Genomic DNA, 13,716 nt, shown 5'->3' with positions numbered 1-13,716 from the left:
GCTCATCGCTCAATGAACACACCGCTTGCCCGCTTTTTGAGTTACTGCATAATATAATAGCTCCTGATACAGTTTATAAGGAAAAAAAAATGAAAAACGCTATTAAGTTCCTGAGTTTGGTTACTATGATTCTTGGTGCCGATCTTGCTTTCGCTGATGAATACATTGATAAGGTTAAATCTCAAGTCTATAGCGAGTTCAGAGATGAACGACCACTATCAGTGGTTATGTCCTCTCGTCAGGACTGTGAAAAGGGGGAGTGGAAATCTTTCGACTGGGACGGAATTCAGAAAGGAGTGAATTATACTTGCACTGTGTCTAAATCGAACATCGAAAAGATTAAAGAACGATATAATCGTAACGCCAAAGCTAGCCTAGATAAAACTTTATCTACGTATAAAAAAGGTGACGATGGTTCTCCTAAGTTTGCAGAATGGTATCAACGGACTTCCGAATCAATCATCAAAAGTCATCTTACCCGTAACCAAATGCTCCGACTTGATGGCATCACCCTTTCAAATAACTGGGCAATTGAGTTCGATGGGACGGTTAAATACTCAGGTGTTAACATTACTTATGCTGGAGGTACATCTGTATCCAAAAAGCATAAGTACATAAAAGACTTTTCACTTCTTGGCTGGGCTTACGGCAAACCAACCCAAACACCAAAAGTTTATCTTGAAGCTTTAGGCCCTGACTTCTATAAGGAAGATAAGTAACAAATCTCAGACTGTAACTTGGTGTTTTGCCGAATGCCCGGAAAGAAGCATAAAACCTTGCCCTCAATAGGCACATGTGCCTATCCGTTAATCAACCGGAGAAATGAACATGCAGGATGGCGTTGCAGTAATCAGCGTAAATAATATTGAAGTCGGCTCAATGCCAATATCACAATATGAAGAAATCGTTAAGTCAGTTAAAAAAGATTGGCGCATACGCATCTCTGCTGTATTCAGTTACGTGGGCTTTATCTGGAAATTCATTATAAAGCTATGGGTTTATTTCGCTCAGAGCATTGCAGTTATTATTGCATTTTCTATGCTCTATTTTTTTACTCACCCAGGCGAGACAACCCAGTTTGTTACTGAACTTCGTAATGCGTCCTCAGAGACAATTGCTGAGGCCATTCATTCAGTTGCAAATATATGTGTTTTCGTTACGGTCATTGCCTGTACACTCAATCTTTTAATTAAAGGAATTCCTGCATTTGTGAGTACAGCCGAAATTACTATTAATAAAAAAATTCGTGAACTAATGGAGGTTCCGGCAGAGGGGCAGGTTAGTATCACCTTCAAAAGGGACGGATTGAACAGTGTCAGATAACAGGGCTGCATTTCTGGCGATGCTGGACGAAAACGGGTTGACTCAAGCAAGAGCCGCATACCTGATTTGTGAATACACACGCCGCCCCTGCTCAGTCAGAACGGTAAGGTCATGGGTAAATGACCCTGACAAGCCAAGTTCAAGAAGTTGCCCGGATTGGGCTGTTGTTGCGCTGACAGAGGCGCTTAAAAGGAACAGTATTGAAATAATTCAGGAAGGGAGTTCGAAAGTATAATTTCCCGAAATATTTTGTTGTACCAAAAGAAAAGCCACTAAAAAGTGGCTTTTAAAGTGACCTATCTGTGATGTTCTTTTACTTAGATGAGGAAATCATCCAGGGACTTACCGGCCGCGAGCTGTTCAGCCAGCGCTTTAGGGGTGCGCCCTTGACCAGTCCAGGTTTTCGTTTCACCATTTTCATCGGTAAAGGAATATTTCGCCGGACGCGGATCACGAGCTTTTTTTGGTGCGCTGGATTTAGCAGAGAAAGAGCTCAGAAGTTCTTCAGGATCAATTCCATCTTCAAGCATTAATTTACGCAGGGAATCGAGTTTTTCCTGACGCGCTTCCAGTTCAGCTTGTTTGGAAGTTTCTTCCTGACGGCGTTCGTCTACGACAACGCTCAATTTTTCCAGCAGTTCTTCAAGTACCTCTAATGGCAGTTCACGGCCCTGCGCACGAAGAGTACGAATGTTGTTTAATGATTTGAGTGCTTCGGACATATGGCCTCACTTAGAGTTTTTAAATTAAACGAATACTACACGATAGTACACTCTTTTATTATTTTGAGCCAGCTAAGTGCGTAAGATTTCGTGTGCGTAAGATACTAATTTTTACTTGTGCTCGTCTTATGATTTAAAACTAATGCGACGACTTCCAATAATATATTGTGCGAGTTTGATGTTAAGACAAACCATGTTGCTAGATAGTTGGTGCATCATACGGGATTCACTACGAATTAAATATGGTTCCAGACTTCCAGAATATGCCCCAGACGTTACAATCGTCAACTGAGCAATGTGATTATTTAATTTGCTTGCCCCTGCCAGGATATCATGTTCCGCCGCCGAGATATAAACGGGGGAGGCAGCGATGACGTAATCATCGAAAGGCCTTGCTTCCATCAATGTCTCAATAGATTTCACCGTCCTTTCATTGCCGAATGTATTTGTTAATTCTCGCCACCACTGGCGGTGACTGAACGGTAAATCATGAAAGGTGGCTTCATATGCGTCGACGAGGTCCCGACTATTCAAAAAACCCAACCCGGCAGAGATCACCCACAACTCCAGGTTTTCCGTCGTCCGTAAAATCTCTTTTGCCGTTGACCAGTGATTCCCAGTATAGAGCGATAGAGCGGGTACCGGTGATGCACTTTGCGACCGTCTTATGGTCGCTGCCCAACTGGCCATAGCCTCTTCAGGTGTCTCTCCGGCCCGGATGCTCAGTTCCGCACGGGAGCCGCACTGGAAGTGCTTACCTTTGGTACAGGACGTTATTAGGTGTGTAATTCGCGACGCCGTCATTTTGTTGCCCTTAGCCCAATGTGTGCAATCACTGCCTATCTGTCGTAACAGCCCCTCATCCGTGATAACGACCAAAGAAGAGGCCCGAACAACTATCCCATTATACATTTAGTCATGCCTTTACTAATAACTAGTTACCACAAGAAACCCTCGCGAGGTGACGGCGTCACGTTTACCGGCCTTTTTTAGCTCACTTTATGTACTATGGGATTTAATTATCGGTAAATCCCATCGTTCAAATAGCCCCCCCATAGTGTAATTGCGGCTAAAAACCTTATTAATCAGTCATATAACGTAATGGTTGTGCATTCAGGGGATGCGATCGCCACTTAACGGGTTGCGGGTTGTTGGTCGCCCGACATCTGTGTGCTAATCTTTTTCATCACTAGTCACTAGTAAAGGCTTTACTATATATGACGCTACGAGAATTTTTTTAACGAGAGAGGTGGATAGGCCAGTGAAAATCTCTCAGCAAAAACAGTGGGAAAAGGATCGTGAAATGAGCATGAATTCGCAGCCGGAACTGAAGTTGAGTACCCGTACCGAACAACTCGCCAGTAGTCGTGATGCCGCTATGCAAAAATTTCTGGACGGCATGACGCTGATTGCCGAAGCCTCAGCAATTTGCGGGTTTTCACTGTTTAACAGCAAAATTATGGCCCCTAATGCTTTTGGCCTTCCTGCGTCCCTAGCCGCAAGCATCGAGGAAGGGCGACAGCAAATAGACCGTAAGACATGGAACAATCTTTTTGAAGAAACGGGTATTGACCGATTCTGGAATCACAACCAGCGGGCGGAGTTCCGTGAGTCTCTCCGGAACGCACCGCCAATTGCGTCATTAACCGTAATCCGCAGTACATTGCGCCAGGCAGTTGCCATGCGCAGCATTACGCTTGCTGAAGGGTTTGTTGATCTGCTATGCCAGCTTGATCGCCGGTATAAAACTAATGCCCAGCAATTTGTGATGCCAAAAAAACTGGTACTACGCGGCATTTTTCCCGACTCGAACATGCTGAGATATAATGGCTTTTCTCAGGATAATCTCTTCTATTTAAACGACTTTGAGAATATCGTTTGCATCTGCTCCAATGCAGCAACACCGCCTGTCGGCAGTGGAATGAACATGTACGATCGGCTTGCTGTCTTACGGAAAACCGATTTTACGGGTGACATTACCGACCCGCAGGGCTGGAAGTGCCGATTGTTCGAAAATGGTAACGTCCATATCTCAGTTGAGTGTGAAAGCCTGCATAACGCACTGAATGACCTGATTAGCATTTATTTTGCCAACCAGATCCCGGCCAAAGGATAAGAATGATGACTGACAATGTAAATTTGATGAACGGGGATGGACAGACAGCGTCCAGTTTAAGTGAAGATACTCCAAAAACGCCCCCTCTAAGCCCCGAGTTACTGAAGAATTCCCCTTACTCGTCAATAGCTAAGGTTAAATATTTCACCGAGATTGAACAAATCTGCCTCGATAAGAGCATCAGCACCGAAAACCTCGACCAGTTTTTCAAAGCCCACTGGCTGCGGGATAAAATGGGGGGGTCTTTTGCCCGGGCTCAGGAGATGCTGGCGGCCTACAAGCAATACGTGGACGAGGTGCCCGAGGAAGCACGCGCGATTGAAATCCCTGACCAGATTAAAGATGCATTCAGTGATTTTACTGCGTTTATCACCTGGTACTTCCGCTTAAGCTATACGGCTATCCAGAGTGATAGCGTGAAAATTGCGAAGGCAGAAATTACTCAGTTACGGCAGCGGAATGCTGAAATTCTGGAAGAACTGTCACAGTCGAAAGAACAGGCTACAGTCCTGAATAACGAAAAAGTTAACCTGATTAACCAGCTGGAGCAGCAGCGTGAACTCTCCAGTAAATTAGGAGATTCACTTCAGGAAGCAGAAGAAACTCTGGCGGGAACTCAAAGTGAATTACAGCATGCCCAAAATGAGATCCAGCTTTTACAGCAGACAGTAGGGACACTAAACCAGCAACTGAGTGAGCGCAAACAGGAACTGGCCTCCCAGCAGGAGTATCAGAAGCAGCTGAATGATGAAAATAAAGCGCAGCAGGTAGAGCTGACCGCCCTCAACAGCCAGAATGAAAACTTACAACGGACCGTGTCTGATTTAAAGTCCAGTGTCAGTCAGCTTGAACAGGACCTTTCTTCAGCACAATCCCATACCTCTGAATTGAGCTCATCTTTAGCCGAAAAGGACACGGCCCTGACGGCCGTGCGGTCGGAGCTCTCAACAGCTAAAGGGGAGAATGAGCAACTCCGAGCTGAAGCACAACGCTTAACTGATGAGAACCTGGTTTCCCAAAAGGTGCAAACAGCTCATACAGAAGAGCTTCAGCAGCTCAGGAATCAGATGATATCAATGGAAGCGACACTCAATGCGGAAAAAACCATTGCAGAGTCATTACGAGGAACAATCAAGCAGCTTACCGAAGCAATGACCGGCGTAGTTGCCATCAAACCTAAAACCCTTGGGGCATCAAAACCGCGAAACAAAAAGACGACATAACTGCTCCCGCCAGGAATTTGCATTAGCCTTAAATTCCTGGCGTCCGCAGGCTCTTTATCCCGTCCGGAGAAGTTTACGTCCTTCCGTCAGCATTTGGCTGATTTTTCCCGAATCACTGATCTCAAGAGCATCAACCAGGCTAGTGATCCCGCCAACAGCTTGCTGTTGCGAAATAGCTCCCAGCTTGTAGTCATCGAGCACTGCCGCCAAAAACGCTTTCAGTTTAACCTGCTCGCTCATCGAAAGGATGTACGCCATTTTTAACCCCATTTTAAGGTTGTTATTCGGGTGAATTGTATCGTTTAGCTTCCGGGAATTGTGGGAGTTCCTGGTCATCCGTCTTCTCCGTAGCATCCCAGTGCCACCATCCATAGGCTCCATATTCCTTGTTGTAATACGCCTTCTTAAGTTCCTTTCGCGCAAGATAGGCAGGTGTCGCCATCCCGAAAACTTCCAACGGGAACGGCTTATCACTTCGTGTATCCAGTAAATAAAAATCGGGGAAAACATCGCTCGCACTGGCGTCATACCGCATAGGCTTCGCATAGTGCCGGTGTTCAGCATCCAGTTTACGGGACACAATCGCTTCATAGGAGGAGTCCAGAGGTATCCAGTTATCACTCACCAGCATAAGCACTATCTGATGAGCTCGTGCAGAGAGCCCTCGACTGGTCACCGATACGGGAGAGGTAAGAGCAAAAACAACAACTTTGCCCCCATTTTTCCAGGCAGCATATTCCAGTGGGAATCGCCGTTTCACGCTATCCCAGTGCCCTTCAGAGTTAAAGAAGGTAAGAGGCAAACCGCCAAAGTTACGCATTGGTAGAAACTTCAGCGGTTTCTCATGCTTTTCTGCGTCATAACGCGGCAGTATTGACAACAGTAATAATCGCTTGTCGCTCAGTTCCGCCGACGAAAGCAGCTGAACCTGCTCACTGGCCACTTTGCTTTTGGGGTCCGCCAAACCAATAAATAGATGGTCGCCAATACAGGCTCTACCCGACTTTATCAGTTTCGCGGCTTCCATCAGTCTGTAGCGAACCAGTGAATCATTACGCTTCCCAGCCATATTCGGATACCAGACATTGAGACCGGCTTCAGTCCACAAAAGACTCAGAAGTCCGGACAAGGTCATTGAAGCTTGTCCGCCTTCAGGTCGCTGAATTTGGGGCAGGGGAGGAACCTCTGACTTTTCCGGCGGATCTTTCTCCGTCATGCCTATGCCGAGGCGGATTGACATGGTCCCTTCATTGTTGATGCGCACAACATTACTGGCATATCCCTTTAACCCCGTATGCCTGGCATCGAGGTCAAAAAACACGCACGATGTATCATGCTCAGTGCCGGTATTTGCAGCCTTAATCAGGATGAAGGTATCACTGTTTGGTAGTGCTCGGACGTAGAGCCGCTTTGTTCCTTTGCCGCGACATCCGCAGCTGATCACAGTTTTCTGCCCAGACGTGTGGTGCGCCTTCTTCAGGGCCGACTGCCATCCCTTAACATACTCGTCCTTAGTCTGAAATTCAGCCGAGTAACGTTTCGCGTTTGGTTCGTCATCGTAAGCAATAATTACTGCAAACTTCTGGCCCATGGGACCTCCTGAAATTTAAAAAAAACTAATAGCCCAGCCATTTCAATACATCCTGCGCGTTGTACTCTTCCTTCTCACCCAACTCGGAAAAAAAATCTTTGATGTCGCTGGCGGCAACACCATGTTTTGAAAGCTCTTGAAGAGCTCTCTGTTTTGAAATAGTCAGATCTTCGGCTGAGTCGAAATATGTCATCGTTACCTCCTGTGGAAGGCGTTGATTGAAGCTGGCTTTTGTTCCTGCCCTGGTTTTTCAACGTCTAAGTTAAAATACTTTGGAAATAAACCATTGCGTTAGCGCGAAGATCACACAGATCAATCATTAAGATGCCGCTTCAAATTCGCCCCTGATCCGAGCTTCAACAGCTCGCTCAATACGACTACGCAGTAAACAGGCGACGGCTGCAAACACGTCAACGATGACGGAATTGCCGAACTGACGGTATGCCTGAGTATCAGAGACAGGTATGCGAAAAGTAACTTTTCCAGGTTGCTCAAACCCCATAAGGCGGGCACATTCTCGCGGGGTCAAACGACGTGGGCGCCTAGCAATATTTTCAGGGTCATTAAAGTCCTCTTCGCCTATGCTAAAATCCCATCCTCGGTCTAGCAAAATTTCAGACCCATCACGATAATACCGTGCGCTAAGCGTCCTACAAACCGCAGATTTATCAGACGAATTTACCAGTCCATATCCAAATCCATTGCCTTTTGCCTGGTGCTTTTTAGCGTAGTTATAAAGGTATTCCCAGAGCTTTGGAGAAAGGATATATCGGCTATCAACCTCAGCGTCCAGCAGTTCCCCAAGGGTCGGTCGTCGTGCAGGATAAAAAGCCGATACTTCACTTAACGAAAACCCATCCTTAAGCTTTAGATCTCGCCGAAAGCCGACCAGCACGATACGTTCCCGGTGCTGTGGACGAAAGTTCTTACCGTCAATAATTTTGGGATCTTTTGGGCCGTGAGCATCGCAGTCTGCAACATCGTAGCCGAGTTCATCAAGTGCATTCATGATGACGCGGAACGTATTACCCTTATCGTGGCTTTTCAGATTTTTTACGTTCTCAAGAACGAATATGGCAGGCTGTTTGGCTCGGATGATCCTGGCAACATCAAAAAAAAGCGTTCCCTGAGTGTCGCATTCAAATCCGTGCTTTCTGCCCAAAGAGTTCTTTTTGCTGACACCGGCAATACTGAATGGCTGGCATGGGAAACCGGCGAGCAAAACATCATGGTCAGGGATGGAAGCATCAATAGAAGCATAGGCCTGGTCCTCCGACACTTCGGGTAGATTGCTGAGTGTAATGTCACGGATATCTGAGTTGAATTGGTGGTCCGACTCTTCGCAGTACCAGTTTGCACTGTATGTTCGACGGGAAAACTGATTCCATTCGCTGGTGAACACACATTTCCCACCGATCGCGTCAAAACCTTTGCGAAGGCCACCGATCCCAGCAAACAAGTCAATAAAGCGGAAAAATTTCTGGTCATAGTCCGCTGGCCGTGAGGGCAGCATCGAACGAAGATAACGATATTCTTCCTGAGTGAGTCGGCATTCATTAACTGCACCTTTGACCTGGCGAATAAGCGATGCTCTCGACCAATCGCTGCCGGTTGCGTCATTAAGTCTCTCAACCAGATCCTTAACGTCATATACGCTGGCTACTTGAACCAGTAATTTATGGATAGAGGCCGGTGACTCATCATTAGGCAACGCCTTTATTGCAGGCTCAGTTCTCTCGTTGTTCATCCTGGCTCCAGGAAATATTGATAATTTAGAGCCTAAGACTAACACGTGGAGAAAATTCAATTTTTCGCTTAAGCCTCTTATTTTCACCTCCTTAAATCCATTTTTTATTTATTCAAATTTCCACGTTAACGAATAATTGATGGTTCTCTAATTGATACACTAAGCCCGTTAAATTACGCGACATATTAGTTACTACAAACCGACTAATTCAGGGAGAACGTATGAGTCTGTTGAAAAAGTTACTTTTGCCGACATTAATCGTCCTTTTCCCGGCTGTTTCACTGGCTGGCCAACCGTCATTTGAAGCAAAAGTAGTTAAAATCATCGATGGTGACACCATTACAGCGCTCGATGACCAGAATACAAGCTTCAAAATCCGCTTGTACGGTATTGATGCCCCCGAAAGTAAGCAGGCCTTCGGACAAAAGGCCAAGCAAGCGCTGAGTTCCGCGATTGCTTCACAGAATATTACGGTTATAGACCACGGACCCGATATTTACGGCAGGATGTTGGGGACCATTTGGCTTGATGGCTATGACATAAACGCTTCGATGGTAGACAGCGGCTATGCATGGGTATACCGGTTTGATGGAAATGCCATTGTTCCAAACTATCTAAAATTCGAAGCTTCAGCTCAGAAAGCCGTTAAAGGCCTCTGGGTCGATCCTAATCCCGTTGCACCCTGGGAGTGGCGCCAGCAAAACACAAAGCCTCAAAAAACGAAAAGCAGGGAGTGACAGCGATGACAATCCAACATCCTTTACTGAAAATTGCGCTTGATGATGATGGACGTCTTACGTGGCCTGTTTGCACCGGGCAGACTCACCGCTGCCCAACGTGTCTGCGACTCGTTACTACGGGCCCGGATGGGGATTTGGTGCATTCGATGGAGGAGGGCGGCAACGCCTGCATACCTTCAGCTGCTGTTGTTATTTCAAAGGCGATTATAGAGTTGCTCAGCGCAGGCGAACGTCTCTATGTTAATCCGGTCAAGAATGGGAATAAAACCCTGGCACCTTCATTTATCTTTCTGCATACAGGCCAGCAACTCCGCCCATTTATCAATTCGTATTATCAGCCAGCCGGTGCCAGCTGGAGAAGTGATAAAGGTTTCAGGCTTGGCCTTTTCTTTATGAATGAGCGAGCCTCTAAAATTAATAAAGACCAGTTCGATTTTATTGCAGTAATAGATCCATTGACCTTTCAAACTGAATATGATGCGACATGGTCCCGGGGTGAATTTGATGACCCTCTTAAGGCATTACGGTATTCACTTGTTTCTGAAAATTTGTCTTCCGTCTGGGTGAAATGGCCCGTAAAAAACCTGCAACCGAGGAAAGAAACGGTGAAGACCGATTACTGGTATGACTATTATTCACCTCATTCCCCAGTTCAGCAGGCTGCTTGCACAGCAACGGTGACGGGAATAGACGGAAATGTATCCGGAGAAACTATTTACATGCTTCAGATCGCCGTAGAGCGGTCGACAGTTGAGTACCAGCTTGTAAAATCGCTAGGGGTCATACTGCTACTGGATAATACGGGAAATTTGGTATCGGAGGCGCAGCCGCACTTTGATATAATCATCAAAGCATGTATATCGGGCGTCAGAGACTTTGTTCTTCAGAATCCTCGGATGCTGGGTTTTGAAAAGAAGGTTGCATAGTTCTAAAAAACCTTGCCGTTATCAAGGCATCATTAAAAATTAAAATGAGGTATACATGGTACAAGTACTCAACACCACTGGTTTGAATTATCAACTTGAAAAAACCATCACTGAAGCTGAGGAAAGGTTAATTCTCATTAGCCCATACCTTAAGCTTAGTAATCGCATTAAAGAGCTGATCGAAGATAAAAATAGACTAAAAGTTGACATCAGAATTGTTTATGGAAAATCGGAACTAAACTCTAAACAATATGAATGGTTAACAAACCTGCCTTTTGTACGCCTTAGTTTTTGTCAAAACCTACATGCAAAATTATATGCCAATGAAAATCAATGCATTGTTTCCAGTCTTAACCTTTATGATTTTAGTCAGATTAATAATCATGAAATAGGAGTCTTAATTATTAAAGAGCAGGAGAAGGATGCATACACCTCATCTTTAAATGAAGCTCAGCGATTAATCAGAATCAGCACGGATAATATCCACCCCCAAACAACAGAAAAAGAAAAAATTGAATCAAAAGAAAGTGAAGAAACCAATAAAGAGTCATCCGACTTCTCCTCAACCTTTCATGAAGAACCATCAAAAAATCAAAATGGATTTTTTACTGATTTAAATACGAGTTCAAAACTCACTTCGACAAATCTAGCAAAAAATCTTAAAACTGATTTGTTATCTCTATATAAAAGATTAATCGACGTTGGGTATCTCATGGACGTAGAAGGAAAATACATATTGACCGATGCAGGCATAGCGGCAGGGGCAGAAGCCAAGCCCAATCGTTATAAAAAAGGAGAAAACTACTTTTTGTGGCCTGAAGATCTAGAATTATGAGTTTACATCACGTAATATTTCGGTGCATAGCCATGAGTGACTTAGTATAGATGAGGATGAGCCATGATAAGTATCCGGTTGAGTTCTGATTCGATTGACGGGGTCACCTTTATCATTTCGCCTCACGGTCAGGGGTGTCGACTATCTGTCGAACCTGAATACCGGCGCAATGGGACGCAAAATTACGATGGCTGGTTCCCTCGATTTTACACTAAGCCACAATACGCTAAAGCAGCATTGACACGGTATCTTGGTGAACCTGTTAACTGGTTGGATTGTAATGACCATGATTAGGGCTTTCAGACAGTTAGCCAACTATAAAATCACTAATATTGAGAGTAACTAAATGGATAATCTGGGTGTTGTATCAGCGGTAGACTTTTACTTAGAAAAAGCATTTTATTTATTTGGATTCATAATGTTAGGTATGGCATGGCTTACTTTTCGTGCTGGTTCAACTTATCAGCAATTTAAAAATGCTGATAAGTTGAACAGTGAAGGTAGAGGCTCATTTACAAGCCATGACGGACCTGAAATGATCCGGCGACTTAAGTTCCAAACCTTGATCTGGTACATTTTGAATTGTGTAGTATTAGTATCGTCCACTATTATCTTTGGTTATTTATTCTTTCTACTTCATAGTTTCTGAGAGGAAATAATGGTGGCAATATCTGTCTCTGATTATCAATACGCACTTAAAATGCTTGTAATATTAGATAGTAATCTTGATGATTTTTTGTTTGAAAAATACCTAAATATTGCTCTTGATTATGAAGTAAAAAATGGAATCTTCTGTAGTGTTCACCGTTTGAACAATTCAAAAATTAGCATGCACCAATCGACAATTCCACGACGTGCCGCATGTACGATTCTTGCTATAGTTACGTTCGGTGTAAGCCCATTCTATATCCTAGATTATGATAGTGCAGGTTGCCCGACAGGAAGATCATCAAGGAAATGGTAAACCGCGCTCTAGTGATTAACGCTAAATAGAACAATTTTAACCCATCGATTTATAATACCAAAGCTCAGTGGTAATGTCTAATCAGCAACTCTTTAGAAATGTCCATATATTGGAGAGGCCGCTGCGAAAATCTCTCTCACGACGGCCTCTTTAGCATAACGTCATTATGCACATCCTTAATTCTTGCAAACCTTATAATATAAATCTTCCGCAAACGTATCAGGAATTATTGTTTTCCATCTCCCTTCTGAACCGTTACTATAAATAGCCTCACCGAAATAATTAAACAGTGTGCGGTCTGAAAACTTCATTTTTCTTTCCTTACATTTGTAAAATACCCGTGCTATTTCTGATTGAGTTTTTGTTTTCTTTTGGGAATCACATATTAATTTTTCATCTATTGTCATGAGCACATTCCCATTACTGCATACATTTAACGATTTTGATGTGAATTTATACCAGATAGAAGTAATACCCCCATCAATAACGCCTCCTTTTATATATATTTCACTCCCATCTGTTGATTTATCAAACAGCCGCCATTTATCCATTTTCATAAATTCCGACTCCGTGACAGCGAAGCATGGGAAGGTAGTTAAAATTAAAATTATCAATGAGTTAAACTTCATGTCCTGACCCCGTTAATTTTGCGGTTCGTCGGCTAATGCCTTTCTCTATCCTTGCCTCTAGTTTTTTCATTTCATGAGTGAATGTTTCTTCAACATTCCCAAACATACTCTCTCGCATACTTACACATAACAATAGATTTTTCGATAGACTAGATAGAACTCTACTTCTTAGCCCCGTGTGGCTTCAAAATAGGTGAAAGTCGATTCCGATTTAACAAAGCGAAGCTGCATCAGGCGGCTCGTCGCATCATCAACGTAGACTAGGGCAGTACAGGCAGGCGCACGGTTCTCGAACCAGTGATGGTCGCAACCATCAATCTGTATCAGTTCGCCGCAGCAAGCCCGGCGATAGCGTGGCTGCTGAATTTTTGGCGTGCGTTGCTTACGGGGAAGCCAGAGCCCGGTTTTTATCATGAGGCGTCTGATGGTTTCCTTGCCCAGGGCCAGGCCATGAACTTCCTCGAGCTTTTCCCGTGCCAGCGTCGGTCCAAAATCGGGGTAGCGTTCCCGGATGATATTCAGCGCCAGCTGAGTCAGTGATGCGGGCAACAGGCGGTTTCCGGTGCGACCGCGACTCTGGTTGTTCATGCCCAGCGGTCCGGACTGACGATAACGTTTGAGCAGACGGCTGCAATGCCTTGGTGTGATACCGAGCATCTCCGCAGCCTGGCCAGGACGCAGGTTGCGATCGATGACGTCCTGAAGGATTTTGAGGCGGTTAATTTCTTTCACGGTGAACATCCCGGCGTCATGTATGGCCATAGAAAACTCCTCATCAGGAAAAAGCGAGTCGTTGACTAGACATACAGGTCTGAAAACTATAGCCTGGACATTCCTAATGAGCTACAAATAGACATTAGCATTGAGCCCCTACATTTTATGTCAAGGCTAAGTAGAGAT

General features: G+C 44.6%; 16 protein-coding genes and 1 pseudogene. 9 read left to right on the top strand and 8 right to left on the bottom strand.

Going from position 1 to position 13,716, the window contains the following annotated elements; all coding sequences use genetic code 11:
• Positions 1-89 precede the first annotated feature (89 nt).
• Positions 90-719, top strand: coding sequence for a hypothetical protein (locus HX778_RS18960; RefSeq protein ID WP_176982770.1), 630 nt, complete (start codon positions 90-92; stop codon positions 717-719).
• Positions 720-822: 103 nt separating this feature from the next.
• Positions 823-1,323: a hypothetical protein gene (locus tag HX778_RS18955; protein WP_218167200.1), complete on the top strand. Its 501-nt coding sequence runs from the start codon at positions 823-825 to the stop codon at positions 1,321-1,323.
• 317 nt (positions 1,324-1,640) lie between these two features.
• On the opposite strand, the gene HX778_RS18950 is transcribed toward HX778_RS18955, so the two are convergent.
• Complete coding sequence (locus HX778_RS18950; protein ID WP_063054208.1) at positions 1,641-2,045, bottom strand: H-NS family nucleoid-associated regulatory protein; 405 nt, start codon at positions 2,043-2,045, stop codon at positions 1,641-1,643.
• A 126-nt stretch (positions 2,046-2,171) separates the two neighbouring features.
• The gene (locus HX778_RS18945) at positions 2,172-2,849 is read right to left on the bottom strand and encodes a DUF6884 domain-containing protein (RefSeq protein ID WP_094850959.1); all 678 of its coding nucleotides are present in this window, start codon (positions 2,847-2,849) and stop codon (positions 2,172-2,174) included.
• Between the two features lie 457 nt (positions 2,850-3,306).
• Between HX778_RS18945 and HX778_RS18940 the strand changes: the two genes are divergently transcribed.
• Positions 3,307-4,161, top strand: coding sequence for a DUF4942 domain-containing protein (locus HX778_RS18940; RefSeq protein WP_223231739.1), 855 nt, complete (start codon positions 3,307-3,309; stop codon positions 4,159-4,161).
• 2 nt (positions 4,162-4,163) lie between these two features.
• Entirely contained in the window at positions 4,164-5,384 is a 1,221-nt protein-coding gene (locus tag HX778_RS18935) for a hypothetical protein (protein WP_058806057.1), read from the top strand.
• A 54-nt stretch (positions 5,385-5,438) separates the two neighbouring features.
• Here the strand turns inward: HX778_RS18935 and HX778_RS18930 are convergent, their stop codons facing one another.
• The 4 genes from HX778_RS18930 to HX778_RS18915 form a co-directional block, all read right to left on the bottom strand.
• A complete protein-coding gene (locus HX778_RS18930; RefSeq protein ID WP_058806056.1) occupies positions 5,439-5,642 on the bottom strand; it encodes a hypothetical protein in 204 nt (67 codons plus the stop codon).
• 22 nt (positions 5,643-5,664) lie between these two features.
• On the bottom strand, positions 5,665-6,975 hold the full coding sequence (locus tag HX778_RS18925; protein ID WP_063054253.1) for a DUF1173 family protein: 1,311 nt from the start codon (positions 6,973-6,975) through the stop codon (positions 5,665-5,667).
• A gap of 25 nt (positions 6,976-7,000) precedes the next feature.
• Positions 7,001-7,168 carry a hypothetical protein gene (locus HX778_RS18920; protein ID WP_058806054.1) on the bottom strand — a complete coding sequence of 56 codons (168 nt, stop codon included), beginning with the start codon at positions 7,166-7,168 and terminating at the stop codon, positions 7,001-7,003.
• Positions 7,169-7,294: 126 nt separating this feature from the next.
• Positions 7,295-8,722 carry a DNA cytosine methyltransferase gene (locus HX778_RS18915; protein WP_058806053.1) on the bottom strand — a complete coding sequence of 476 codons (1,428 nt, stop codon included), beginning with the start codon at positions 8,720-8,722 and terminating at the stop codon, positions 7,295-7,297.
• Between the two features lie 221 nt (positions 8,723-8,943).
• On the opposite strand from HX778_RS18915, the gene HX778_RS18910 reads away from it, so the two are divergent.
• From HX778_RS18910 to HX778_RS18890, 5 genes are all read left to right on the top strand, one after another.
• Positions 8,944-9,459 carry a thermonuclease family protein gene (locus HX778_RS18910; protein WP_058806052.1) on the top strand — a complete coding sequence of 172 codons (516 nt, stop codon included), beginning with the start codon at positions 8,944-8,946 and terminating at the stop codon, positions 9,457-9,459.
• Between the two features lie 5 nt (positions 9,460-9,464).
• A complete protein-coding gene (locus tag HX778_RS18905; protein WP_063054252.1) occupies positions 9,465-10,388 on the top strand; it encodes a hypothetical protein in 924 nt (307 codons plus the stop codon).
• 55 nt (positions 10,389-10,443) lie between these two features.
• On the top strand, positions 10,444-11,223 hold the full coding sequence (locus HX778_RS18900; RefSeq protein ID WP_058806050.1) for a phospholipase D family protein: 780 nt from the start codon (positions 10,444-10,446) through the stop codon (positions 11,221-11,223).
• A gap of 346 nt (positions 11,224-11,569) precedes the next feature.
• Entirely contained in the window at positions 11,570-11,872 is a 303-nt protein-coding gene (locus HX778_RS18895) for a hypothetical protein (protein ID WP_058806049.1), read from the top strand.
• 9 nt (positions 11,873-11,881) lie between these two features.
• The gene (locus HX778_RS18890) at positions 11,882-12,187 is read left to right on the top strand and encodes a hypothetical protein (RefSeq protein ID WP_139386880.1); all 306 of its coding nucleotides are present in this window, start codon (positions 11,882-11,884) and stop codon (positions 12,185-12,187) included.
• Between the two features lie 176 nt (positions 12,188-12,363).
• Here HX778_RS18890 and HX778_RS18885 read toward each other — a convergent pair whose 3' ends face one another.
• Positions 12,364-12,744 (bottom strand): surface-adhesin E family protein, encoded by a 381-nt coding sequence (locus tag HX778_RS18885; RefSeq protein WP_139386881.1) that lies wholly within the window; start codon positions 12,742-12,744, stop codon positions 12,364-12,366.
• Between the two features lie 246 nt (positions 12,745-12,990).
• A pseudogene (locus tag HX778_RS18880) lies at positions 12,991-13,578 on the bottom strand (helix-turn-helix domain-containing protein); the annotation flags it as partial.
• Positions 13,579-13,716 lie beyond the last annotated feature (138 nt).

This window comes from Cedecea sp. P7760, assembly GCF_013386425.1.
Lineage (GTDB): Bacteria > Pseudomonadota > Gammaproteobacteria > Enterobacterales > Enterobacteriaceae > Cedecea > Cedecea selenatireducens.
Note: the sequence above shows the minus strand (reverse complement) of the source record. Positions and strands in the feature narration are given on the sequence as shown.